At 47.2% G+C, this 23,135-nt stretch carries 23 protein-coding genes and 2 pseudogenes; 12 read left to right on the top strand and 13 right to left on the bottom strand.

Annotated elements, in window-relative coordinates:
- The first annotated feature begins 4 nt into the window (after window positions 1-4).
- The 6 genes from SFSGTM_RS12885 to SFSGTM_RS12860 all read left to right on the top strand — a co-directional run bounded on the left by SFSGTM_RS12885 (window position 5) and on the right by SFSGTM_RS12860 (window position 5,250).
- Window positions 5-826, top strand: a complete 822-nt coding sequence (locus tag SFSGTM_RS12885) for an SPOR domain-containing protein (protein WP_162085511.1) — start codon at window positions 5-7, stop codon at window positions 824-826.
- 3 nt (window positions 827-829) lie between these two features.
- Window positions 830-1,318, top strand: coding sequence for a CvpA family protein (locus SFSGTM_RS12880; RefSeq protein ID WP_162085510.1), 489 nt, complete (start codon window positions 830-832; stop codon window positions 1,316-1,318).
- A gap of 9 nt (window positions 1,319-1,327) precedes the next feature.
- Entirely contained in the window at window positions 1,328-2,845 is a 1,518-nt protein-coding gene (gene purF, locus SFSGTM_RS12875; protein WP_162085509.1) for an amidophosphoribosyltransferase, read from the top strand.
- 140 nt (window positions 2,846-2,985) lie between these two features.
- A complete protein-coding gene (locus SFSGTM_RS12870) occupies window positions 2,986-4,164 on the top strand; it encodes an O-succinylhomoserine sulfhydrylase (protein WP_162085508.1) in 1,179 nt (392 codons plus the stop codon).
- Window positions 4,154-4,810 carry a hypothetical protein gene (locus SFSGTM_RS12865; RefSeq protein ID WP_162085507.1) on the top strand — a complete coding sequence of 219 codons (657 nt, stop codon included), beginning with the start codon at window positions 4,154-4,156 and terminating at the stop codon, window positions 4,808-4,810. The genes SFSGTM_RS12870 and SFSGTM_RS12865 overlap by 11 nt, the downstream gene beginning before the upstream one ends.
- A gap of 41 nt (window positions 4,811-4,851) precedes the next feature.
- A complete protein-coding gene (locus SFSGTM_RS12860) occupies window positions 4,852-5,250 on the top strand; it encodes a YccF domain-containing protein (RefSeq protein ID WP_162085506.1) in 399 nt (132 codons plus the stop codon).
- 5 nt (window positions 5,251-5,255) lie between these two features.
- Here SFSGTM_RS12860 and SFSGTM_RS12855 read toward each other — a convergent pair whose 3' ends face one another.
- Genes SFSGTM_RS12855 through SFSGTM_RS12840 form a run of 4 tightly spaced genes read right to left on the bottom strand, consistent with a single transcriptional unit; the run spans window position 5,256 to window position 8,720 of the window.
- Window positions 5,256-5,984 (bottom strand): UDP-2,3-diacylglucosamine diphosphatase, encoded by a 729-nt coding sequence (locus tag SFSGTM_RS12855; RefSeq protein ID WP_162085505.1) that lies wholly within the window; start codon window positions 5,982-5,984, stop codon window positions 5,256-5,258.
- 5 nt (window positions 5,985-5,989) lie between these two features.
- Entirely contained in the window at window positions 5,990-6,481 is a 492-nt protein-coding gene (locus SFSGTM_RS12850; RefSeq protein WP_162085504.1) for a peptidylprolyl isomerase, read from the bottom strand.
- A 26-nt stretch (window positions 6,482-6,507) separates the two neighbouring features.
- Window positions 6,508-7,734: a L,D-transpeptidase family protein gene (locus tag SFSGTM_RS12845; protein ID WP_162085503.1), complete on the bottom strand. Its 1,227-nt coding sequence runs from the start codon at window positions 7,732-7,734 to the stop codon at window positions 6,508-6,510.
- Window positions 7,735-7,751: 17 nt separating this feature from the next.
- On the bottom strand, window positions 7,752-8,720 hold the full coding sequence (locus SFSGTM_RS12840) for a nuclear transport factor 2 family protein (protein WP_162085502.1): 969 nt from the start codon (window positions 8,718-8,720) through the stop codon (window positions 7,752-7,754).
- 90 nt (window positions 8,721-8,810) lie between these two features.
- Here SFSGTM_RS12840 and cysS point away from each other — a divergent pair, with 90 nt between their 5' ends.
- The 4 genes from cysS to SFSGTM_RS12820 are packed head-to-tail and all read left to right on the top strand — an operon-like array spanning window position 8,811 to window position 13,022.
- Complete coding sequence (gene cysS, locus SFSGTM_RS12835) at window positions 8,811-10,175, top strand: cysteine--tRNA ligase (RefSeq protein ID WP_162085501.1); 1,365 nt, start codon at window positions 8,811-8,813, stop codon at window positions 10,173-10,175.
- Window positions 10,176-10,200: 25 nt separating this feature from the next.
- Complete coding sequence (locus tag SFSGTM_RS12830) at window positions 10,201-11,598, top strand: HD-GYP domain-containing protein (RefSeq protein WP_162085500.1); 1,398 nt, start codon at window positions 10,201-10,203, stop codon at window positions 11,596-11,598.
- A 24-nt stretch (window positions 11,599-11,622) separates the two neighbouring features.
- Entirely contained in the window at window positions 11,623-12,270 is a 648-nt protein-coding gene (locus SFSGTM_RS12825; RefSeq protein WP_162085499.1) for a MarC family protein, read from the top strand.
- A complete protein-coding gene (locus SFSGTM_RS12820) occupies window positions 12,267-13,022 on the top strand; it encodes a TrmH family RNA methyltransferase (protein WP_162085498.1) in 756 nt (251 codons plus the stop codon). The genes SFSGTM_RS12825 and SFSGTM_RS12820 overlap by 4 nt, the downstream gene beginning before the upstream one ends.
- On the opposite strand, the gene SFSGTM_RS12815 is transcribed toward SFSGTM_RS12820, so the two are convergent.
- Together SFSGTM_RS12815 and sbcB are read right to left on the bottom strand one after the other, a co-directional pair.
- Complete coding sequence (locus SFSGTM_RS12815; protein ID WP_162085497.1) at window positions 12,964-13,800, bottom strand: potassium channel family protein; 837 nt, start codon at window positions 13,798-13,800, stop codon at window positions 12,964-12,966. The genes SFSGTM_RS12820 and SFSGTM_RS12815 overlap by 59 nt on opposite strands.
- A gap of 10 nt (window positions 13,801-13,810) precedes the next feature.
- A complete protein-coding gene (gene sbcB / locus SFSGTM_RS12810; protein ID WP_162085496.1) occupies window positions 13,811-15,238 on the bottom strand; it encodes an exodeoxyribonuclease I in 1,428 nt (475 codons plus the stop codon).
- Between the two features lie 106 nt (window positions 15,239-15,344).
- Between sbcB and SFSGTM_RS12805 the strand changes: the two genes are divergently transcribed.
- Together SFSGTM_RS12805 and SFSGTM_RS12800 are read left to right on the top strand one after the other, a co-directional pair.
- Window positions 15,345-16,187 carry a 23S rRNA (adenine(2030)-N(6))-methyltransferase RlmJ gene (locus SFSGTM_RS12805; protein ID WP_162085495.1) on the top strand — a complete coding sequence of 281 codons (843 nt, stop codon included), beginning with the start codon at window positions 15,345-15,347 and terminating at the stop codon, window positions 16,185-16,187.
- 74 nt (window positions 16,188-16,261) lie between these two features.
- A complete protein-coding gene (locus SFSGTM_RS12800; protein WP_162085494.1) occupies window positions 16,262-17,041 on the top strand; it encodes an EAL domain-containing protein in 780 nt (259 codons plus the stop codon).
- Between the two features lie 78 nt (window positions 17,042-17,119).
- Here SFSGTM_RS12800 and SFSGTM_RS12795 read toward each other — a convergent pair whose 3' ends face one another.
- The 7 genes and pseudogenes from SFSGTM_RS12795 to SFSGTM_RS17075 all read right to left on the bottom strand — a co-directional run bounded on the left by SFSGTM_RS12795 (window position 17,120) and on the right by SFSGTM_RS17075 (window position 22,955).
- Entirely contained in the window at window positions 17,120-18,328 is a 1,209-nt protein-coding gene (locus SFSGTM_RS12795) for a putative bifunctional diguanylate cyclase/phosphodiesterase (protein WP_269780109.1), read from the bottom strand.
- A gap of 139 nt (window positions 18,329-18,467) precedes the next feature.
- Window positions 18,468-19,648 (bottom strand): annotated as a pseudogene (locus tag SFSGTM_RS12790) (IS3 family transposase); the annotation flags it as partial.
- A gap of 1 nt (window position 19,649) precedes the next feature.
- The gene (locus SFSGTM_RS12785) at window positions 19,650-20,582 is read right to left on the bottom strand and encodes a sensor domain-containing diguanylate cyclase (protein WP_162085492.1); all 933 of its coding nucleotides are present in this window, start codon (window positions 20,580-20,582) and stop codon (window positions 19,650-19,652) included.
- 4 nt (window positions 20,583-20,586) lie between these two features.
- Window positions 20,587-21,774 (bottom strand): S-methyl thiohydantoin desulfurase domain-containing protein, encoded by a 1,188-nt coding sequence (locus tag SFSGTM_RS12780; protein WP_162085491.1) that lies wholly within the window; start codon window positions 21,772-21,774, stop codon window positions 20,587-20,589.
- A gap of 88 nt (window positions 21,775-21,862) precedes the next feature.
- Window positions 21,863-22,483: a GGDEF domain-containing protein gene (locus SFSGTM_RS12775; protein ID WP_232525978.1), complete on the bottom strand. Its 621-nt coding sequence runs from the start codon at window positions 22,481-22,483 to the stop codon at window positions 21,863-21,865.
- Between the two features lie 18 nt (window positions 22,484-22,501).
- Window positions 22,502-22,744: pseudogene (locus SFSGTM_RS17335) on the bottom strand (protoglobin domain-containing protein); the annotation flags it as partial.
- Complete coding sequence (locus SFSGTM_RS17075; protein ID WP_198420562.1) at window positions 22,686-22,955, bottom strand: protoglobin domain-containing protein; 270 nt, start codon at window positions 22,953-22,955, stop codon at window positions 22,686-22,688. The gene SFSGTM_RS17075 and the pseudogene SFSGTM_RS17335, both read right to left, overlap by 59 nt.
- Window positions 22,956-23,135 lie beyond the last annotated feature (180 nt).

The following is a 23,135-nucleotide window of genomic DNA, read 5'->3' as shown; positions in this document are numbered from 1 at the left end:
CACAATGGCCATACAAGCCACCTCTGAAGAACAGCTGAAATTTAAAAAACGTGCGCGCCAGCGTTTGCTAGGTGCGGGTGCGTTATTGCTGACGGCTGCGATAGTCTTGCCTTTAGTGCTGGATGCGACACCACGACAGCAAAATGCCGATGTCGTTATTGATATGGTGAACCCAGTCGCATCTAAGTTAGCCGAGCCAGTAGTGCCGCCGGTGCCTGCTAAAACTGAGGCTGCCGTATCATCTATCGCTGATGCAGCGGAAACACCATCGACCACGCCACAGAATAATTCAGAAGATAAAATTACCGAGGTTAATTCAGCCTCTGAAAAAATCGCTAAGGATGTCGTGCAACCAGCCGAACTTAAAGCTAACGCAAATCCAAAAGTGGTTCCAGTTATCGAGTCTAAACCCGAATCTAAGGTTGAAGCTAAACCTGTTGTCAAAGTTGAGGTTAAAGAAGTAGTCAAACCTAAACAGGAAATTAAAAAACCTGAAGTGAAAGTTGAAGCCAAGGCTGTGGCTAAAGTTGAGCCTAAAGTTGTTGCAAAAACCGAACCTAAGCCATCTGCTGAGATACCTACTGCTAAAGCTCCTGTCAGTTCCCAACATTTTGTTGTCCAATTAGGTGCGTTTAGTAATGCCGAGAATGTGCAACAGTTGCGTGACCGTTTAAGTGCAGTCGGAGTGGTTACTTATACGGAAAAACTGCCTAGCGGTGCAACGCGTGTGCGTGTCGGTCCATACACGGATAAAGCGCAGGCTGATAAAGTGCTCGCTAAAATTAATGCGGCAGGTGTACAAGCGCAAGTTGTTCCACTGAAATAATGTATGAATAGTGTGGACTGGGGCATCTTGCTGGTGTTGTTCCTGTCTATGCTGCTGGGTCTGGTTCGTGGTGGCGTCAAAGAAATATTGTCGTTATTGGCGTGGATATTAGCTTTCATAATGGCGAAATATTTCGCTGAAAGCGCGGCGGTGTATATGCCGGCATTTATTACCACACCTGCAATTCGTTATTTAGGTGGATTCGTGCTGGTGTTTATTGCCGTGATGGCACTATCCATGTTGTTGACGCTGCTATTGGCAGAGTCACTTAAAGCGGCAGGGTTAGGTCTGTTTGACAGGCTGTTGGGATTCATATTTGGGGCAATACGTGGATTGTTTATAGTGACAACCATGGTGCTGCTGGCGGGTTTGACTGCTTTGCCAAAAATTGAATTGTGGCAGCAGTCTTATTTCGTACCGATATTTGTAAAGTTGGCAGTCATATCCACGCCTTGGCTGCCTGATGGTTTGGTTAAATATATACACTTTTAGGGATTTCCTATGTGCGGCATAATCGGCATCGTCTCTCACTCACCCGTCAATCAGTTACTCTATGATGGTTTATTGGTTTTGCAACATCGTGGGCAAGATGCAGCGGGGATAGTGACAGCTGAGGGTAACGTGTTTCATATGCATAAAGCCAATGGCTTGGTGCGTGACGTATTCCGTACGCGTGACATGCGTAATCTGCTGGGGAATTCTGGTATCGGGCATGTGCGCTACCCAACTGCAGGTAATGCAGCCTCTACCGCCGAAGCGCAGCCTTTCTATGTGAACTCACCCTATGGCATCGTGTTGGCACATAATGGTAATCTGACCAATACTGACCAGCTCAAAGAAGACTTATTCCGTCTGGATTTGCGCCACGTCAATACCAGTTCGGACTCAGAAGTTTTATTGAATGTGTTGGCACATGAGCTGGTAGAAGTCGGCAGTACTCAGCAGTTGAGTGTGGATCGTATTTTCAAGGCAGTGAGTGGTGTACATAGACGTTGCCGTGGCGCTTATGCCGTGGTGGCAATGATAGCAGGTCATGGTTTATTGGCATTTCGTGATCCATACGGTATTCGTCCCTTGATTATCGGTAGCCGTCAGTCTGCAGACGGTGTTGAGTACATGCTCGCATCGGAAAGTGTGGCGATAGATTCGCTGGACTTTAAAGTGCTGCGTGATGTCGCGCCAGGTGAAGCAATTTATATTGATGAAACTGGAAAAATGCACAGCCATCAATGTGCGGATAATCCACAGTATTTCCCCTGTATTTTTGAATACGTTTATTTAGCGCGTCCTGATTCAGTGATAGATGGCGTTTCCGTATATGAAACCCGTCTGCGTATGGGCGAACAGCTGGCTGAAAAAATCCGTCAGCAATGGGCGCACCTGCATATCGACGTGGTTATCCCGATACCTGACACCAGCCGTCCCAGCGCATTGCAGCTGGCTAATGCACTGGGCTTGTCTTATCGCGAAGGCTTTATCAAGAACCGCTATATTGGCCGTACTTTTATCATGCCAGGACAGGCCATGCGTAAGAAGTCCGTACGCCAGAAGCTCAATGCGATTGGCATGGAATTTAAAGATAAAAATGTGCTGCTGGTCGATGATTCTATCGTGCGTGGTACCACCAGTCGTGAAATCGTACAAATGGCGCGTGATGCGGGTGCACGTCAGGTATTCTTTGCTTCTGCTGCGCCTCCTGTGCGCTTCCCTAACGTCTATGGTATCGACATGCCTACACGTCAGGAATTGCTGGCTACAGGTCGTACTGATGAGCAAATCGCTCGCGAAATCGGTGCAGATGCGCTGGTTTATCAGGATATAGATGCGCTGATTGAAGCTGTGCGTGAGATTAATCCTGCGCTAGTGCATTTTGATACATCGTGTTTTAACGGTAATTATGTGACAGGTGATATTACTCCGGAATATCTGGACATTATCGAATCCATGCGCTGTGGTTCGGATATAAAAGTGAAGTCGTCCTCATTGCAGCTGGACTTGAATCTGGCGCGTGGGACGTAAGTGGTTGACGTTAAACCAGCGAGTGTTTAAGATGAATCATGCGCCGATTTCTAACTTGCGGGCGCTTAATAAATTCAGCTAAAAAACCTAACCCGTTTTAGCTGTAGTCAGCAAAACGGGTTTTTTATTAGGAGTGGTTTATGCAAAACGAAGATTACGATATAGAAACTCTGGCAGTACGGGCCGGCATTACGCGTAGCCAGTTTGGTGAGCATAGTGAAGCACTGTATTTGACTTCCAGTTTCGTGTTCAACAATGCGGCCGAAGCTCAAGCTCGGTTTAAGGGTGAGCAGCCCGGGAATATTTATGCGCGTTTTACCAATCCCACCGTCACCATGTTTGAACAGCGGCTGGCCGCATTGGAAGGCGCTGAGCGTTGTGTGGCGACAGCTTCTGGAATGGCGGCGATACTGGCTACGGTAATGGGCTTGCTCAAAGCGGGCGATCACATCATTGCATCGCGCTCCATTTTTGGTTCTACTGTGCAACTGTTCAGTAATATTATCGGGCGCTTTGGTGTGGAAACAACTTATGTTTCGCCGACTGATATCAGTGAATGGCAAGCGGCGTTACGCCCCAACACCAAGCTGTTTTTTGTGGAATCTCCTTCTAACCCACTGACGGAAGTCAGTGATATTCGTGCATTGTCGGCATTGGCGAAACAGTCTGGCGTGGTATTGGCGGTGGATAATTGCTTTTGTTCGCCAGCATTGCAACAGCCATTAAAATTGGGCGCGGATATAGTCGTGCATTCTGCGACCAAATATCTGGATGGGCAAGGTCGTGTACTAGGTGGTGCAGTCTTGGGTAGTCATCAGTTGCTTGAAGGTGTGTACGGTTTTTTACGTACCGCAGGGCCGACTATGAGCGCGTTCAATGCTTGGGTGTTTCTCAAAGGCCTGGAAACGCTGAAACTCCGCATGGATGCACATTCTGCATCGGCGTTAGCTTTGGCTACCTGGCTGGAAGCGCATCCGAATGTGGCACGGGTGTATTACCCTGGCTTGGCTTCTCACCCACAGCATGAATTGGCGATGCGCCAGCAGCGTACAGGTGGCGGCATTGTTGCGTTTGAGGTTAAAGGTGGGCAACCAGCTGCCTGGCAAGTAATTGATGCAACCAAAATGATTTCGATTACTGCTAATCTGGGTGACGCGAAAACCACTATTACCCATCCTACGACGACGACACACAGCCGTATGACGCCAGAGCAGCGGGCGAATGCGGGGATAAATGACGGGTTGTTGCGCGTTGCAGTTGGTCTGGAATCGCTACGTGATATTCAGAATGATTTGGCGCGAGGTCTGGATGCGCTATAAGCTGATTATTCTGGGTATGATGCTGTCCGTGCATGCGTGGGCGGCAACGATGACCGAGCTCGATTATCAGGATAGTGATGCTGGCACACCTGCTTACCGTACGCGCATATTGGTGACGCCTGATTTTTTACGTATGGATACCGGGATTGATGCAGATAATTTTGCCTTGCTCTATCGTGCCACAGGCAAGCTTTATAATGTCAGTCGCGATGATCACCAAGTCTATCTTTATGACACACAGGCACCCAAGATAACACTACCTAAGCCATGGAAAATTACCCAGCACGTCACCCAAATAAATACCAGTACGCATCGGTTTGACTGGGCTGTGAATGGCAATCATTGTGGGGAAATCACCGCCACCAGCAAGCTGCAAGCTGATACGGCGGTTGCTCTGCAACAATACTGGCGTGCTCTGGCATTGAGTCAGTGGAAGACCTGGCAGCGGACTCCTGATGATGTGCGTAACCAATGTGATTTAGCACGTTACGTGGTCGCTATTCCATTTGTGTTCCAGTATGGTTTGCCATTGAGTGATGAAGCAAGTGATGGACGCAGTCGTCATTATCAATCCGATAGTGTGGTTCCGTTGCGTGCAGAGCTGTTTGTGTTGCCGGCTGATTACAAAGTTATCAAGGTGCAGTGATGATGGTATGTCGTATCTACCTAAACGATAAGGAATAAGAAATGAAGACTTTAGGAAATATACTGTGGTTTGTACTCGGTGGAGCGCTGATGGGACTGGGCTGGTGGTTCGCTGGGATATTGGCTTTGATTACCATCGTCGGCATACCCTGGGCAAAAGCTTGTTTCGTAATAGGACAATTTGCATTTTTTCCGTTTGGTAAAGAAGTCGTTAGCAGGAAAATGCTGACCGGGAAGGATGATATCGGCACTGGTACATTAGGCTTGCTGGGGAATGTTGTCTGGTTTGTGTTTGTGGGTATATGGCTGGCGATAGGGCATGTGATGTCTGCGCTAGCCTGTTTTATCACCATTATTGGCATACCTTTTGGCATACAGCATTTGAAGCTGGCAATAATAGCATTGGCACCGATAGGGATGACGGTCGTTGCCAAGGATTAAACAGCTTAAAGCTGTGTAAATTCGCAACCCTGGTTGTCGCAACGCAAATAACCGCCATGCTCATACCAGTCGGTAAGCACCCAGCGTTGGCACATATGTCCATCTATGTTGTGGTTGTGGACTGCGCTACGGTGGGTGTGACCGTGGATTAGGCGAGGGTAGTTGTATTCGGTTAACACAGCGGTAACGGCCGCATCATTTACATCCATAATTTCACTGGATTTTTCTTGTTTGTCAGATTCACTCTGCTTGCGCGCTTGTTGGGCGAGCGCGATGCGTGTGGCGAGTGGTTGCGCCAGAAATTGATGCTGCCAGACTGGGTTGCGTACCTGGTTGCGGAAAGCAAGATATTTAACGTCATCGGTACATAAGGTATCGCCGTGCATGAGCAGTGTCGGTGTGCCGTATAAATCGATCAGACTGGGGTCTGGTAGCAGGGTTGCACCGCTGAGTACAGCAAAGTCTTGCGCGATCAGGAAGTCACGGTTGCCATGCATGAAGTAGAGTTTTACGCCTGTGGCAGTCAGTTGTTTGAGTGCTGTGGCTACTTGCTGGTTGAGTGGCTGGTCTAGTGTGTCATCACCTAGCCAGTATTCAAATAAATCACCGAGTATGTAAAGCGCATCGGCGTGTATTGCAGTTTGTGTCAGGAAATCAAAAAATTGCTGGTTGATGTTCGGGCGTGACTCGCACAGGTGTAAATCCGAGATGAACAGGCTGTGCGAGTGCTGCATATTGCTTAAACGACTTCAGCGCGTTCGATGATCACGTCTTCGACTGGCACATCTTGATGACCAGCTTTGTTGCCAGTTTTTACTTTTTTGATGGTGTCGATGACATCCTGACCTTCAACCACTTTGGCGAATACGCAGTAGCCGTAGCCTTGTGCAGTAGGCGCGCTGAAATTCAGGAAACTGTTATTTTTAACGTTAATGAAAAACTGTGATGAAGCTGAATGCGGGTTAGGTGTGCGTGCCATGGCGACAGTGTAGGCATCATTAGTTAAACCGTTAGCAGCTTCGTTTTCGATCTCGGCATTGGTTTCTTTTTGCTTCATGCCTGGTTCGAAACCACCACCTTGTATCATAAAACCATCGATGACGCGATGGAATATGGTGTTGCTATAGAAACCGCTATTCACATATTCCAAAAAGTTAGCTACTGTCTTAGGCGCTTTTTCAGCATTCATTTCCAAAGTGATAACGCCGTAGTTGGTATGTAATTTGACCATTTTTTGTTCCCTTTTAAAGTTAAAAATTATGCGCCGTTTTCTGCGACGATTTTCCAGTTGCCATTTTGATTAACCCAGTATTGTCGTTTATGCATGACATTATCCAGATTGTTGCTGCGGTAGTCTTGTTCAAAACTGACCATATACATATTTTTCTGGCCAGGGTATTCAAAGATGCTGACGCGTGAAAGTGCTACCTTAATCCAGGTCTTGCCTTGATTAACGCGACGCTTAGCATTTGCCCAATCGCTGAATTTGATCTTGTTTGCAGTAAAGTTGGCCGCGTAGTGCTTGATATAGCGATCGGTATCGCGGCTTTCCCAGTCGTGTCGCCAGGTTTCTACTTGCTTCATTAATTCATCTTTGCTGGATTCTGCACTGCGTGCAGGTACCCATTTAATATGGTCAGCAATAACAACGGGAGTGAGGCTGGGTGTAATGTATTTTCCAAGCTCGACCAAGTCGTTATTGGTAAGCACTACACAACCACTGCTGGCTTTGGGTGGGCGGCTGTAGGTTGCACTGGTGGTGCCGTGTAGCCAGATACCATGACCAAATGAGCCTAGTTTTTCATCCCAGTCATTAGGGAAGTTTAGTGTAAGTGCAAAATTGCCATACAAATCAGGGAGTTTGTTGCCTTCAAGTTTGTGGGTGATGTAATACACGCCGAGTGGTGTGCGATTGTCGCCTTCCCGCGTTTTATCTACCCCGTTTTTACCGATAGTGACATAGTAATCAGCAACGTTTTGCAATACACCGTGTTGATTCTTGAATACATATAAACGTGATTTGTCAGTGTCGACAACGACGGCAGTGGGAATGCTGGGGTCGAGTTGTAACAACTGTTGTGGGACCATCCCTACGCTGGGTCTGTCGAGGTAGCTGGAGAGACGCGCACGCGCTTCATCACGCAAATCTGCGATGGCAGGAGTGACAACTTTGCTGTTGCCGAAATTAGTGAGGGGTTGTATTCGTGCTGTCAGTAAGTCGCCATGTATGAGTTGCGCAAGACGATAATCTGGATGCAAGCGCAACAAACTTTCGATTTGCTTGAGTGCGATGTCCAGTCGATTTTCCTGTATGGACAGGAGTGCTTCGGCTAATAAATTATCAACTTGATTTTTGAGTGGCACATAATGATGGACAGGTGCGCTATCAAATATCGGGCCTGCCATTGCGATTTGTTCACTGCTATACGTGCTAGTCGAAGCCAGCAAACAAACAGCAGTGATGGTAACGCGTGTTTTGGTCATAAACATGAGACGTGGGATTAACGTGAACGTTCCTCAGTAATTAACCATTTCCCGTTTACCTTGGCTAATGCCATGATTTTATGTGTGTTCGATTTGAGTCGGTCTGATTGATAGGTTTGTTTGAAGCTGACAGCTGCCAAATCACCAGTAACATTAGTTACGTTGATATCCGATAGGCTAACCACAATCTTTTTCGGTGCGGTAATGCGTTCGCGTCGGCTGTTTTCCCAAGCGCTGCGTGATTCGCCATTGGGTGTTTTGAATTTTGGCGCGTAGCTGGCAAGGTAAGCTTTAACATTCTGGTTAGTCCAGGCTGTCGCCCAAGCTTGTACGGCATCACTGATATCGGTATTGTCCGCCGCAGCCACGTTTGGTTTGGTATCGGTAGGCTTGCTGACAGGTGCTGCTGCAACCGGTGCTGCTACAACTGGTGTTGCAGTTGATTTGGATGCGCTGGCCACCGAGGTATTGCGGTTACTAAATAGTTCTTTGATCAATGCCAGTTTAGTTTGAGCAGTGGCATTTTTATTATCCAGTTGCAGCGCTTTGTCATATGCCTGTGATGCCATTTTTGCGTAGATGTCGCCCAGATTTTCGTGCGCGGTAGCATAGCTGGGGTGGGTGCGAATAGCCATTTCCAGCGCATTTTTGGCTTTGTCATATTGGCCTTGTGCTGCATACAGTACCGCTAAGTTGTTGTAGGGTTCTGGCAGTTCTGGAAAATCTTCAGTCAGGCCTGTAAAAACCTTAATCGCTTCCGCTGATTTGTTTTGCTCGGTTAAAATTAAGCCTTTGAGAAAACGGGTTTGTGCATCTTGTGGATTTTTTGCAATGTATGCATTAGCACGAGTGAGTGCGTTGTCATATTGCCCTTGTTTGAACAAGCTGTTGATTTCTTGGTATTCGGAACTCGTTGCCGCAAGACTTAATCCTGCATGGCTAGTAAAGGCTAAGAACAGCAGGGCTAAAAGGGAAGTGCGTTTCATTATGATATACTCATCCGACCACTAATCAGGGAGTTCAATTATACAAGAACTCGCGCTGATTCAAACTATTACCTTAATAATTGAACCACTATGCTAACAATTTATAATACTTTAGGCCGAGAAAAACAGCCCTTCGTAGCAATTACCCCTGGGCAAGTTCGTTTGTACGTGTGTGGGATGACGGTGTATGACTATTGCCATTTGGGTCATGCGCGTGTCATGGTGGCATTTGACGTGGTCACGCGCTGGTTGCGGGCATCGGGTTATGCCGTGGAGTATGTGCGCAATATTACGGATATTGATGACAAAATCATCAAGCGTGCTGCCGAAAACAATGAAACTACCACCGCATTGACCAGCCGTTTTATCACTGCGATGAATGAAGATGCAGCGGCTTTGGGTGTGTTACCACCCACCCATGAGCCACGTGCTACAGAATTCGTTGCGCCTATGCAAGCGATGATTAGCACATTGATAGAGCGTGGGTTAGCCTATGCTGCTGACAACGGTGATGTGTATTACATCGTGCATAACTTCGTGGGTTACGGCAAGCTGTCAGGTAAATCGCTGGATGAGTTGCGAGCAGGCGAGCGGGTAGAAATTGACCAGCATAAGCGTGACCCACTGGATTTTGTATTATGGAAGGCAGCTAAGCCTGGCGAACCTGCATGGGCCTCGCCTTGGGGTGAGGGGCGACCTGGATGGCATATCGAATGTTCGGCTATGAGTGAGCATTATTTGTCTAACCACTTTGATATACATGGTGGCGGTCAAGATTTGCAATTTCCTCACCATGAAAACGAAATTGCCCAATCTGAAGGTGCGCATGGGTGCACCATGGCGAATTATTGGATGCACAATGGCTTTGTGCGCGTTGATAATGAAAAAATGTCCAAGTCGCTGGGGAATTTTTTCACCATACGTGAAGTGCTGGAAAAGTATGATGCAGAAACGCTACGCTTTTTCATCGTTCGTGCGCATTATCGCAGCCCCTTGAATTATTCTGATCACCATCTGGATGATGCCAAACAAGCGCTTAACCGGCTCTATACCGCGTTGCGTGAAGTTCCTGCTACCGTGAGCAGTATAGATTGGACTCAGCCTCAGGCCGCAAGTTTTAAAGCGGCAATGGATGATGACTTTAATACGCCAGAGGCTGTTGCGGTATTGTTTGACTTGGCGAATGAAACCAATAAAACCAAATCAGCTCAAACAGCTAGTCTGTTAAAAAGCCTGGGCGGTTTGCTGGGCTTGTTGCAAAATGATGCAGTCAGTCATTTGCAGGGGGCAACTAGTGCGGTGGATGCTGAACAAATTGAGCAGTTGATAGCGGATAGGGTTGCAGCGCGTAAAGCCAAAAACTTTGCTGAAGGTGATCGCATACGTCAGCAGTTGTTAGAGATGGGTATCGTGCTGGAAGATACGGCACAGGGTACGATTTGGAGACAAAGCTAGGTTGTAACAATCCAGGGAGCAAGTGATGATAGCAACTGAATTACCAGTGGCAGATAAATTATTACTATCCGATATTATTGGTTCGCTCAGCTATGCACTGGATTTAACCGAAGGTTTGCCACCAGGACATTGCTTGCGTAGTTGCTGGGTTGGTATGCATGTCGGGCAACAATACGGCATGGATCAAAGTGCGCTTTCGCATTTGTATTACACCATCTTACTCAAGGATGCGGGGTGCAGTAGTAATGCAGCGCGCCTGTTTGAAATCTATGAAACCGATGATCGCACGGTAAAAAATGATTTTAAGCAGGTCGATACCGAGAGTCTGTTTCAGTTGGGTAAATTTGTGATGTCCCACGTTGGCGTGGGTAAATCTTTGCATGAACGTGTGAGTAAAATGCTGGCGCTGGTAGAGCGCGGCGAGGAGTTTGCTCAGGAGTTGGTATCTACCCGTTGTGAACGCGGTGCAGATATTGCGCGGCAGTTGGGGTTTGATGAAGAAGTCGCGCTTGGTGTGCGCTACCTTGATGAACACTGGAACGGTAAGGGCAAGCCTTTTGGACTGGTTGGTGAAGCAATACCTGCGAATGCAAGAATTGCCCTGTTATCTCAAGTCATAGAAGTGTTTTATGCGGCCGACGGGATGGATTTTGCGGTTGCTGAAGTCAATAAACGTTCTGGTACCTGGTTTGATCCGGCGTTGGTCGAGGCGTTTAATATTGCTCGGCAACAAGATGGTTTCTGGCATGGTTTTGCTTGTGATGATTTACAGGACAAGGTCTGCCAATTAGAGCCTCACTCCAAGGTAATAGAGATAGACGAAGACAGGCTGGATACCATAGCCGAGGCTTTTGCTAAAGTGGTCGATGCGAAAAGTCCATACACTTATGGGCATAGCAGCAGAGTGGCCGCTTACACCTTGGCGGTGGCGAAGCGTATGGGGATACGGCCTGCCAGACAGAAATGGCTATACCGCGCCGCATTGCTGCATGATATAGGCAAGCTCGGCGTGAGTAATGGCGTGCTGGATAAGCCGGGCAAGCTTGATGAGGATGAATGGGCGCAAGTCAAGGCACATGCGTTTTATTCCGAGCAGATTTTGTCGCGGTTGAATGTGTTTGCTGAGCTGGCACAAGTGGCCGCTGCGCACCATGAGCGTCTGGATGGTAAAGGTTATCCGCATGGAATTAGTGCGGACAAGATTACGCTGGAAACACGTATTATTACTGTGGCAGATATTTTTGACGCAATTACTGCCAATCGACCCTATCGCGGTCCCATCCCGGTGCCTGACGCAATAGCGATTATGGAAAAAGAGCGCGGTACAGCGATAGACAGTGATTGTCTGGATGCGTTAATACGGGCATTACCTGATTTGGCTTTACAAGGTTATGTGGAATTGCCTGCGGGTTTTACAATTTAGTATTCATACCGAGATAAATCTATAGTGCTTACTCAACTTCACCTTGCTGAACAGGTTAAATTCTTAGTCGGGCTCTTCGCCATTCTGAATCCGCTGGGGGCAATTCCGATTTTTTTGAGTATGGCGGGTGATCGGCGGCCGCTGGAAATGCACCGCACTGCGTTAAAAACGGCGGTTGCCGTGACCATTATTCTTGTGTTTTCGGTGTGGGCAGGTGATGGTGTGCTGGGCTTCTTTGGTATAGGCATACCTTCGTTCCGGATTGCTGGTGGGTTGCTGGTGATGATGATTGCGATTTCCATGTTTCACGCCAAAGTCAGCCCTGCGCGGCATACTGATGCTGAGGAAATCGAAGCTGAATCCAAAGTAGATATCTCCGTTGTGCCATTGGCTATTCCCTTACTGGCTGGCCCTGGTGCAATTAGTCTGGTGATTGTTGATGCGCATCAGGCGGCTAGTTTTCTGGATAAGATACTGTTTAGTTTGTCAATTACCGGGGTAGGCTTGCTGGTGTGGTTGGTGTTGCGAATGGCTGAGCCGATCGGTGATCGTTTGGGTACAGCAGGATTGAATATATCAACACGGGTGATGGGGTTGATATTGGCAGCGATGGCAGTGCAATTTATGGTTGATGGTTTAATCGTATTATTGCCTGGGTTGGCAGCAAAATGATCACTTCTATGCACAATCCGCAATACAAAGCTTTAAAAAAACTGGCCGACTCTACTAGTGAACGGCGCGAATTAGGACAAACTTTGCTGGATGGTGAGCATTTACTCTTAAGCTACCTCGCAACAGAACAATTGCCACGTCTGGTTATCGTTGCTGAATCGGCCGAGCAGCATCCGTTGCTGGCGCGTCTAACTAACGTGCCTGTATTAGCATTGTCGCAAGGTCTGTTTAACACGCTATCACCTGTAAAAACGCCAACAGGCTTGTTGTTATTAGTGGATATTCCACCAGGTGTTGCGCCTGCTGATAGCAAATTTATTGTATTGCTGGAAGCAATTCAGGATCCGGGAAATCTCGGCACGATATTGCGTAGTGCAGCGGCTGCTGGAGTGGATGCAGTGTATTTGTCCGCAGGCTGCGCTGATGCATGGTCACCCAAAGTGTTGCGTGGTGGTATGGGCGCACATTTCGCGACGCAGATTGTCGAGCATGCCAATTTGATAGAAGTTGCACAGCAGTTCAACGGGCTTATTTGCGCTACTGCACTGGATGCACCGTATAGCTTGTTTCAAACTGATCTGACTGGCAAAGTTGGTTTTGTGATCGGCAACGAAGGTGCAGGGTTATCTGTGCAACTTCGTGCGGCGACTAATTGCGCGATCAGTATACCCATGCCAGGGCAAGTTGAGTCGCTCAACGCGGCGGCTGCACTGGCTGTGTGTGTGTTTGAGCGAGTGCGTCAGTTGGCTTAGGTTTGCATTGTTGCAGCTCTATGCGTAATTGCAGCACCTCTGCATGCAGGGCGCGTATGTCATGATGGAGTTCTTCACGTAACTTTTTCTCATCGGCACCGATAAAGACAGCTGCAATGCTCGCTGTGGTAACAGATAGGATGCCTAATCCAAATAATACAATAATGACTGATAAAATACGTGTTGCACTGGTAGTCGGTACTATATCGCCATAGCCTACAGTGGCACCTGTTGTGAAAGCCAGCCATAAACCTTCGGAGTATGTGTGTACTGTCGGTTCCAGCCAATAAAAACCAGCACCTGCCAACAGAAACAATATAGTAGCCCAGCCTAATAGATAGGGGATGGCGCCAGGCGTGAACAGATTGCGTATGGTGCCAAGCAAGCGTGCAATCATGAGTGATACATACGCTAATCGAAACAGTCGTGCTAACGGTAACCATTCACCATCCACACCGGTCAGACTAATGGCAGCTCCAAAAATAATGAGTAAATTGAGCCAGTTGTGTAACAGGTATAGCGACTTCTGTTCGACCAGATACAGCATCCAGACGAGTTCCGAAATGAAAGCCATAAGGATGACGAAATCCAGTGCCTGTCCCAGATGCCTGAACCAGCCAGATTGTTCTGTGATTTCCAGATAAAACGCGGGAAGAGTGAGCAAGGCGACAACCAGCATTAAGCGATGCAGGCGTTGTTCCCAAAGGTAGGCAATAGCTTTGTCATGTTTTGGTACACCGCCTATGCCTATGTAATGCCGGTAGTTGTCTATGCTCATATTGGGCTGCCTAATCAGGATAGTCAGGGGTGATGCTGTCAGCGTAGTCGTATAAGTCTGATAATATCACTTCGCCTCGATCATCGGCAGTTTCAGCAAGTTGGTCTATAGTTTCGCTAAACTGGGTAAGTGTGCGTGCGCCATGCTTGCCATTGAATAACCTGTCCGCACAATGCCCGTGCCAGCGACCAGATTCTTCTGTATTCAGTGTGGCTGGGTAATTACGTGCGCGGTAGCGGAACAGCAGCTCATCCAGACGTGCATCGGTAAAGCTGGGGCGTGACTGCGCCAGCGCTTCAGGGGCAAGCCCGCGTAAGCGCGTGAGCAAGCGGCGGTCATCATTACTGATAAATCCATTGTATAAGTCTTCGTCAACATCAAGCGTGTCGGCATATTCACGCTGATAAACTTCCCGCCATGTTGTGTTCATGTCACCCAATTGCTGGCATGCAGCGACGTTAGCCATGACGTTATCCATATCTAATCCCCAATGTTGGGCCTGTTCTGCACTTAGCGTTTTAAGGGGACTGACGACGGGGGATTTGTTGATGTGGATGGTCTTGATCGGTAGCCGCGTGACACCCGCAGGGAGTGCATCAGTTTTGCTGAACATGCGTGTGCGCAGCGTGGCAACGTCTAGTGTGGCAAGCTCGCTGGGGTCATATGCGCAATCCCAGACTATGATTTCGTTCTTGTTAGTCGGGTGCGTGGCGAGCGGATAGGCCACCATGATACAACCTTGCTCCACGGGTATCATTCCCGAAATATGTACAAATGGGCGCGGTGCGTGCAGACTGATTTGTTCAGCGACGGCGTCTTTTTTGTGTAGTTTGAAGCAGAAATCAAATAGCTTGGGTTGCTTGGTGCGGATGAGTCTGGCCAGTGCGATGGTCGCGCGCACGTCCGAGAGTGCATCATGCGCAGCGGTGTGACTGATGTTATTAGCTGCGGTGAGTAGTTCAAGGCGGAAACTCACACGGCCATCGGCACCGGTTGGCCAGTTGATACCATCAGGTCGCAGTGCATAAGCTGCTCGAACCACATCGAGAATGTCCCAACGGCCGCAGCCATTTTGCCACTCCCGCGCATAAGGATCGATAAGATTGCGCCAGAACATGAAGCGCGTCACTTCATCGTCAAAACGTATGGTGTTGTAGCCCACGCCTATGGTATTTGGCTGTGATAGTTCAGTCTCGATTTGTGCAGCAAACGCGGCTTCGTTGATGCCTTGTGTCATGCAGGTTTGTGGGGTGATACCTGTGATTAAACAGGACTGCGGGTCGGGCAGATAATCTGGCGTAGGCTGGCAATAGCACATCACAGGTTCACCAATTTCATTTAAATCCGCATCGGTGCGGATAGCTGCAAATTGTGCAGGGCGGTCACTGCGGGTATTCACGCCAAAGGTTTCGTAATCGTGCCAGAGAAAAGTGTGCATGGTAGGTTTTGGTTAAGGTTATCCCTGAATTATTGCGGTTTCACGCGGGAATGGCAATGCGCAAAATCAGTTACAATGCGAGATACCGCAAATCGAGTCAAATATCATGCTGAGTTACCGTCACGCCTTCCACGCTGGCAATCATGCCGACGTGTTAAAACACTTCGTTCAATTACAGATTTTGCAATATTTCAATCAGAAAGATAAACCCTACTGGGCTATTGATACGCATGCAGGCGCAGGTTTGTATGCGCTGGATAGTGGCTATGCGACGCAAAATGCTGAGTTTCAAAGTGGTATCGCCAAGCTTATCGAACGTAATGATATTCCAGCTGCTTTGGCTGAATACGTGACATTGGTACGTGGTTTAAACCCAGATGGCACATTGAAGATTTATCCCGGTTCGCCGTGGGTTGCTATGCAAGTGTTGCGAAGCCAGGACCAATTGAAATTGTTTGAACTGCATCCGACCGACAGTCAGTTGCTGCATGAAAACTTTGCCAGTGCGGGACGACGGGTAAAAATACAGGCAATAGATGGGTTCACTGGCTTAAAGGCAGTGTTGCCACCCGCGCCACGCCGAGGTTTTGTATTGATAGATCCTCCCTATGAAGAAAAACAGGATTACCAGCGTGTTCCCGCTGCGCTGAAAGATGCGCTCAAACGTTTTGAGACTGGCACTTATGCTGTATGGTATCCTCAGTTGCAACGTCATGAGTCGCAACATTTTGTTGAAGCGCTCAAACGCGTTCCCGCCAAGTCATGGCTCAATGTTAGTCTGGCAGTGCAAACGCCATCAGTGGATGGCTTTGGCATGCATGGCAGCGGCATGTTTATTATCAATCCCCCGTGGACTTTGCACGCTACGCTCAAAACGGTCATGCTCTATTTAACGAATGTGCTGGGGCAGGATAAGGGGGCTGGGTTTGTACTGGAAACGATGGGGTAGTTGTTAGGCGTGTGAAATTTGTGCGTTTCTCCTATATATCTTAAATTCTGTTTGAATTAGTCTGGAGATTTGAGATGTCAAAAACTGTTTTTAATTCCATACTCGCTGAACTTGCTGACCCGGCATGCAAGGGCTGTAAAGACTTACTGGATTTCGATTTTACGTTTGCTTTTCAGCCTATCGTCGATGTTCAACAGCAAACTATTTTTGCTTATGAAGCCTTGGTGCGCGGTCCGAATAAGGAAGGTGCCGCTGAGATATTGGCTAAAGTAAATGATAACAACCGTTATCGCTTTGATCAGGAATGTCGCAAACGGAGCATAATGCTTGCGCAGCGGTTGGGGATGACAGCCCGCATTTCGATTAATTTTCTCCCTAATGCCGTGTATCAACCAGAGTTGTGCATCCGTACAACGATTGCTGCTGCTGAGGCGGCTGGGTTTCCTTTGGAGCAAATCATCTTCGAAGTCACTGAAGGTGAGCAGATTCTTGAGCCGGAAAAACTGTTGTCTATCTTCCGATACTATCGAGATCGTGGGTTTTACACAGCTATAGATGACTTTGGCGCCGGGTATGCAGGATTAACACTGCTTACGAATTTCCAACCTCATCTTATCAAGATTGATATTCATTTGGTCAAGGATATAGATGTAAATCCAGTTAAGCAGGCCGTAGTGAAAGGTATCTTGTTAACTACTCAGATGTTAGGTGTGCAAGTTATTGCAGAGGGTGTGGAAACAGCAGCTGAGGCACGTTGGTTCAAGGAGAATGGCGTGGCTTTAATGCAGGGTTATTATTTTGCCAGACCTGGGTTTGAATCACTCCCGACTGTGTCAAACTGGAATTTTGGTTAACTGATTATGGTCAATTGTATTTGAATATTGTGCTTTATTGACTGCTGTTATTTGCTGGGGCATTGCTAGCATGTCTTTTTAGATGTTCATGCTTGTTAGATCAGGATTGTGTTTTAGTATCTGCTCAAACTGATCTACAGGTACTGGTTTGCCAAACAGGTAACCCTGAAAATTCAGGCAATGGTGTTCATTAAGAAAGTTTCTTTGTTCTTCGGTTTCCACGCCTTCAGCAATGACATCCATACCGAGATTGCTGGCCATGGCGATGATGGTTTGTACAATAATCGCACTGTCATGGTCGCTGGCAATATCGTGCACAAAACTCTGGTCAATTTTAAGCTGATCCAGTGGCAATTTTTTCAAGCTGGACAGGGAAGAATGGCCAGTACCAAAATCATCCATAGAAAATTTCACTCCCAGCTTTTTGAGTGCCTGCATTTTGTTGATAATCTCATTGATGTTGCCTATGACCATACTTTCGGTCAGCTCTAGTTTGAGTTGGGTTGGATTAATGCCGGATTTGTAGATAACAGTAGTCACTTGTTCGACAAAATCAGGGTGTTGGAATTGGCGTGAGCTAACATTAATTGCAAGGTGCAGGGCGGTTTTAGCTGTATCTGATTCCCATAGTTTCAGTTGATGGCACGCGGTTTCGAGTACCCATAGACCGATAGGAATGATGAGGCCGGTTTCTTCGGCAATCGGTATAAAATCGGCTGGATTAATGATGCCATTGACTGGATGTAGCCAACGTAGCAAAGCCTCTGCACCTACTATCACACCATCATTGTTTACCTGCGGCTGATAATAAAGCATGAATTGCTGTTGAGCTAAAGCGTGATTTAGACATACTTCCATGGTTGATCGTTGCTCAACTGCGGCTTGCATGTCTGGATCGAAGAAGCGTATGTTATTACGCCCTGCTTTTTTAGCGGAGTACATGGCAATATCTGCCCGTTTCATCAATTCATCAATAGTGAGTTTGTGGTTAGAGATCATAGTGACGCCTATGCTAGGGGTGCTATGGCGAGTATTGCTGAGTAGCTGATAGGGTTGATTGAGGATAGTCAGTATTTTTTGTGTAAAGACTTCAACTTGATTAATGGCTTCGTGAGGGCATTCACTTAAATCTTCCATGATGATGACGAATTCATCGCCACCCATGCGGGCAACAGAATCGTTTTTACGTACGCTGTGTACTAGTCGTTGGCCGACCAATTGTAATAACAAGTCGCCAGTGTCGTGACCTAGGGTGTCATTAATGTTTTTGAAATTATCTAGATCTATGAACTAAAGTGGACCCCTCCGTCAAGACAATAATACGTCGAGTTTAAGAGGGTAACCTTTCATATGCAGCTGCACGGCGCTGCCCCGGTTTTGTTTCTGGTTTTCGATCTTTTTCTAACAACGCTTTTCCTGACGTAGTGAACTTGTCCACGATGCTGGCACCACCGCCACTGGCTGTTCGATAAACCTCGTCTGGTGTTTTATAACCCAGTGACTGATGGATACGTTCAGCGTTATAAAACACAAAGTATTCCGTCAATCCTAGCAGCAGTGCTGGTAATGTAGCATAGCCTTTCAAATATACGTCTTCGTGCTTGACGCTACGCCAGAGCCGTTCCACAAAGATGTTATCCAATGCCCGTCCGCGACCATCCATGCTAATCGTAATGCCGTTTTCCTTGAGTGCACCCGTAAACGCGTCACTGGTGAACTGACTGCCCTGATCAGTGTTAAATAACTCAGGTATGCCGTGCGACTGTAGTGCCTGTTCCAGACAGTCCACACAGAAGCCACTGTCCATCGTATTCGATAATCGCCATGCCAGCACTTTGCGCGAGTACCAATCTATCACTGCCACCAAATACACGAATCCTCGTGGCAGGCGCAGGTAAGTGATATCCGTACTCCACACCTGATTGGGACGGGTCACTGCGACACCTCTGAGCAGGTAAGGATAAATCTTATGCTGCGGGTGCGCACGACTGGTGTTCGGTCCTGGCGCCATGCCAGCTAACCCCAGTGTGCGCATTAATCGTTGCACTCGTTTGCGATTGATGTGGTGTCCTATGCTACTCAGGTAATGCCTAATCTTGCGGCTGCCATAAAATGGATGCCGTGTGTATTCTGTGTCTATCAACGTCAGCAATGCCAATTCTTGTTCGTCAGTGGCTTTGATCAATCTGGGCGCATAAACGCTGGATCGCGCCACACCCGCCAATGCACACTGCTGACTGAGTGCTAAAGATGTGCATTGGCTAATCCACTGCTTGCGCAGTGCTATGGGTTGATCCCGGACTTTTTTTTAAGCCAGTCCAATTCCATTTTGAGTCTGCCAATCTCGGAATACAGTCGCTCTGGACTAGCAGAGAGATCCACTGGCTTCGGGCCGCGTTTGGCATTAAACAAGCCAGCAGCTTGTTCTTGCAACTCTTTCTTCCACAATCCAACCTGGGTCGGATGCACGCCAAATTCCTGACCTATTTCGTTAACCGTCTTGACACCACGAATCGCTTCCACTGCAACCTTGGCTTTAAACTCACCCGAAAAATGCTTACGATTTGTTTCACTCACAACCCGCTCCTTTTTACAGCAGGTTACCATCTTAATTCATTGTCCAGAAATCGGGGTCCACTTTAAACAGCAGTGCACCCTGTCGACCGCTTTTTTGACAGCAAGTTAGCGCATGCTGGAGTCTATCCATGAAAAAACGTCGATTGGGAAGTTGGGTAAGCGGGTCATAGAAGGCTATTTCACGTATTTTTTGACGTTGTGCATTGAGTTCTGAAATGTCGTGTCCCACGGCTAAAACAGTAGTAACCACACCATTCAGATCATATTCTGCAGTCAGGCGGATATGGCTACAAAACTCTTGTTGATTCTTGCCTGTCCAGTTCAACTCAAATTCAACATTTTCTCCCGTTGCAAAGACCGAGCGGATTTTTTCTTCATACTGCGCCATATTTTCACCACCAGGGTGTTCTGTAGGCGCCTTACCCAATAATGCAGCTTTACCACCTTCAGAAATGGCACAAAAGGCTGGGTTGGCATAGATTCGTCGGCAGTCCTGATCATAACGCGAGATGGTATTGGGGGAGTTTTCAACTAGCGTGCGCCACTCCAGTTCACGGGTGGCGAGCAATTCTTCTTTGCATTTTCTATCATCAATATTAAAAGTGACACCGATAAAGCGTTGACCTTGGCCGTTGCAATCCATGCTGCGACCATAGTTTGCATACCATACCCATGCGTCATTTTTCTTACTGCGTAATCTGAATTCACACCGATATTGTGAAGTGGCACCTGCCAGATATTCGCTAACGGTGTTTTTGATAATGGAGACGTCGTCGGGATGAACAATAGCGAACATATCATCGACTAGTGAGGCTGTTTCAGTTTCGGTGTAGCCTAGCTCGGCAAAGGTCTTCATCGCTTTACGAGTAACTTCACCAGTAACCAGATTGTTTTCCCAAAGGTCTAGCCCTGCTGCCTCTAAAGCAAGTTCAAGTCTATCTTTGTCGATGTCATTTTCTGTCATGTTTTTAGGCAGGGTAAGGCATAGCACCAGCATAACCAAGATTATGCAGCAGAGTCGCGAATGAAGTTATCACACCTGCTGCATCATACAGCTGCGATGCAGCATCAATTTTGATGATACTAACTGTTTTACCCGTGCTTTGACCAGTATTTGTATCAAAATAGATAGCTAAGTCATCGGTAGCATTGGAGAAGCCCAGACCTGTGCTTTCGGAATAGTAGCAAATGGAGTCTGGCGCAATGATGCTGGGCGTATTGCTCAGGCTCGAATACATGATCAGATTTTCATTCAGGTTGTAAATGGTATAGGTTGCCGTGCTGTTATTGGGGTTGGGCGTATTGTCCAGTCGGATGATGCCAGTATCTAGTGAGCCCGTTGTAGTGGATTGGGTGATGGACGTGATGTAAAAATTGGTGGCGATAGCGGTTGCAGCACGTTCAGTTATTTGCGTAATTTGTGTCGTTACTGCATTGGTGGCAGGGGGTGTTGGGGAATTTAACAGGAATTCACCGAGTGCCCATGCCTGGGTTAAGGTGCCCGAAATGTAGTTGCCAGTTAATGCGTAGTTGTTAGTTGCATTGGATGGCCAAAGGGTAATACCCGAAAAATTACCAAATGCAGAAACGATGCCACCAGCCAGTGATTCAGCCTGCGCAGCAGTGGTTGAATTTAGCAGGGCGGATTCTAATGTTGCCGCTATCTTGGCATCGTTGGCCAGTATGCATGGACTGACTGCGAGTGTAGCGCTGCCGCTATAAGTTGTCTGAGGTAATTCAGGTACAGCGCGCCCAGCACCATCGCCATTTACAACCCAGAGGGCATTGTTGGAGATGGCTGCGGCTATGAGTGGGACAATGGAATTTATTGGGCCAATTTCTACTGGGATAACACAGCCTAATGTAAATCCGGTCATGGCTTGATAGGCAGTAATCGTGTTTGTAATAGAATAAACTACATCAGCCAGTGTCAGTGTGTCAGCTGCATCTGGGGAGCCCATTAATGCGAGTACAGAACAATTGGATACACCGTCATAGTCCTTAACCAGAACTGTATTACTCCAGCCGCTATCAGCCAGCTCTGTAATGACCTGGACTGCATCGTTATAGCTGCCACCTCCACCACTTGCCAGTATGGCAGCCCCTGCAGCTATGTATTGGAAATCTGTAATGCCATATTCGTAAGTTGCCATCATAGTGCCTTTAAATAGAATCACATGTTTGGTGAAAATTTTTATCTAAGATATTGATATTGTTAGGTCATATTTGACGCACTTAATACTTTTACAATTTGGGTTCTTGTTTGTCAGTTTTATGTGATGCTTTGGTGGAGTACATATTTTTATCAGCTAAATTAATTAATGTGAATGCATCGATATACGCTTCGGGTCCTGTCTGTGCGATACCTATACTGAGCGAAACATGCTCCAGTGTTTTGGTCATGGTATGTTCAAGGCGACTAATGATCAGTTCTTGTGCCTGTTCTGCCCGCAGGTTGGATAGCAGCATGCAAAACTCATCACCGCCATAACGTACGGTGATATCTTCAGCCCGCGCTACACTTTTAATCGCATTGGCAACGAGACGTAAAACTTCATCACCACGTTGATGTCCGTACATATCGTTAATTGTTTTGAAGTCATCGATATCTATATAAATCAGCGTGACTGGTTCCGAGCGTCGCTGTGCACTGTATAAAGCAGTAGTAATAATGTTTTCGAAATGGCGTACATTGAGCAATCCAGTGAGTGGATCTGTGTGGGACATTTCTTCCAGTTGTCGGGTTCGTTCCTGAACTTTTTCTTCCAGACTGCGGGCATAGTGTTCGGATTTTTCTTTGGCCGTTTCGATTTCGGAAACCAGACTGCGAATATAGGTATCAAACACCAGGGTGATGTCATACATAATCAGTTTGTCCAGGGAATCAACCACGGCCTGATATTCGGTGTCAGTTGGTGATAGTTTTCTAAGGAGTTTTTGTATCAGATCTTTTAGTAGGTAAATCGCGGAAAGGTAAAGCTTGGGTTCAACACCGATGCACTTATGTACCAGCCCAATGCGCAAGCGGTTGTTTACATATTCAAGATCGTATCTCCCGCTGAATAAATCAATAATATACCTGCGTTGTGCGTTGTGCGTTGCGTAGCCGTGAGAGGGTGTCGGCATCGCCAATTAACAGCGCGATTTCGGCATTACTGGTTTGCATGCGATAAAACTCTTCTACCAGTTCATCGATGTTTTCTTCAATCAGATGCTTGTAGGAAACTAGTGTTTGTACGTCATTCTTAGTGAATAAAAATAAGGCTTTACGCTGGTCTACTTCGAATTCGGTGATGCGCATCTGCTCAAGGAGTGTTTGTTCCGTTTGCTTCATCATGCGTCCCCACCTTTATAAGCAGTGTTTGGAGTTTTAATTATTCTAGTGCGCAGTTATATTCTGTGTTGCTGTTTAATATCACTTCCTTTTGACAGCCTGAGTGAGATTCTAAGCTTAATATTAATGGGCAGCAATAACTGTATAGGGGGTATTGTTGAATATTGCTGCTAATTTTGTGTA

This window comes from Sulfuriferula nivalis, assembly GCF_009937995.1.
Lineage (GTDB): Bacteria > Pseudomonadota > Gammaproteobacteria > Burkholderiales > Sulfuriferulaceae > Sulfuriferula > Sulfuriferula nivalis.
The sequence above is the reverse complement of the archived record's forward strand: the minus strand, read 5'-3'. Positions and strand labels throughout refer to the sequence as shown.

Bases quoted from the DNA above. Each gene is read 5' to 3' on its own strand.
- SFSGTM_RS12775 (WP_232525978.1), bottom strand. From the start codon at position 22,483: ATGTATGACATCACCCTGGTGTTTGATACCTATATTCGCAGTCTGGTT.
- SFSGTM_RS12805 (WP_162085495.1), top strand. From the start codon at position 15,345: ATGCTGAGTTACCGTCACGCCTTCCACGCTGGCAATCATGCCGACGTG.
- SFSGTM_RS17075 (WP_198420562.1), bottom strand. From the start codon at position 22,955: ATGATGAAGCAAACGGAACAAACACTCCTTGAGCAGATGCGCATCACC.
- SFSGTM_RS12860 (WP_162085506.1), top strand. From the start codon at position 4,852: ATGAAGACTTTAGGAAATATACTGTGGTTTGTACTCGGTGGAGCGCTG.
- SFSGTM_RS12815 (WP_162085497.1), bottom strand. From the start codon at position 13,800: ATGAGCATAGACAACTACCGGCATTACATAGGCATAGGCGGTGTACCA.
- sbcB (WP_162085496.1), bottom strand. From the start codon at position 15,238: ATGCACACTTTTCTCTGGCACGATTACGAAACCTTTGGCGTGAATACC.
- purF (WP_162085509.1), top strand. From the start codon at position 1,328: ATGTGCGGCATAATCGGCATCGTCTCTCACTCACCCGTCAATCAGTTA.
- cysS (WP_162085501.1), top strand. From the start codon at position 8,811: ATGCTAACAATTTATAATACTTTAGGCCGAGAAAAACAGCCCTTCGTA.
- SFSGTM_RS12855 (WP_162085505.1), bottom strand. From the start codon at position 5,984: ATGCAGCACTCGCACAGCCTGTTCATCTCGGATTTACACCTGTGCGAG.
- SFSGTM_RS12800 (WP_162085494.1), top strand. From the start codon at position 16,262: ATGTCAAAAACTGTTTTTAATTCCATACTCGCTGAACTTGCTGACCCG.
- SFSGTM_RS12870 (WP_162085508.1), top strand. From the start codon at position 2,986: ATGCAAAACGAAGATTACGATATAGAAACTCTGGCAGTACGGGCCGGC.
- SFSGTM_RS12830 (WP_162085500.1), top strand. From the start codon at position 10,201: ATGATAGCAACTGAATTACCAGTGGCAGATAAATTATTACTATCCGAT.
- SFSGTM_RS12840 (WP_162085502.1), bottom strand. From the start codon at position 8,720: ATGAAACGCACTTCCCTTTTAGCCCTGCTGTTCTTAGCCTTTACTAGC.
- SFSGTM_RS12880 (WP_162085510.1), top strand. From the start codon at position 830: ATGAATAGTGTGGACTGGGGCATCTTGCTGGTGTTGTTCCTGTCTATG.
- SFSGTM_RS12865 (WP_162085507.1), top strand. From the start codon at position 4,154: ATGCGCTATAAGCTGATTATTCTGGGTATGATGCTGTCCGTGCATGCG.
- SFSGTM_RS12885 (WP_162085511.1), top strand. From the start codon at position 5: ATGGCCATACAAGCCACCTCTGAAGAACAGCTGAAATTTAAAAAACGT.
- SFSGTM_RS12850 (WP_162085504.1), bottom strand. From the start codon at position 6,481: ATGGTCAAATTACATACCAACTACGGCGTTATCACTTTGGAAATGAAT.
- SFSGTM_RS12780 (WP_162085491.1), bottom strand. From the start codon at position 21,774: ATGATGGCAACTTACGAATATGGCATTACAGATTTCCAATACATAGCT.
- SFSGTM_RS12785 (WP_162085492.1), bottom strand. From the start codon at position 20,582: ATGACAGAAAATGACATCGACAAAGATAGACTTGAACTTGCTTTAGAG.
- SFSGTM_RS12820 (WP_162085498.1), top strand. From the start codon at position 12,267: ATGATCACTTCTATGCACAATCCGCAATACAAAGCTTTAAAAAAACTG.
- SFSGTM_RS12845 (WP_162085503.1), bottom strand. From the start codon at position 7,734: ATGACCAAAACACGCGTTACCATCACTGCTGTTTGTTTGCTGGCTTCG.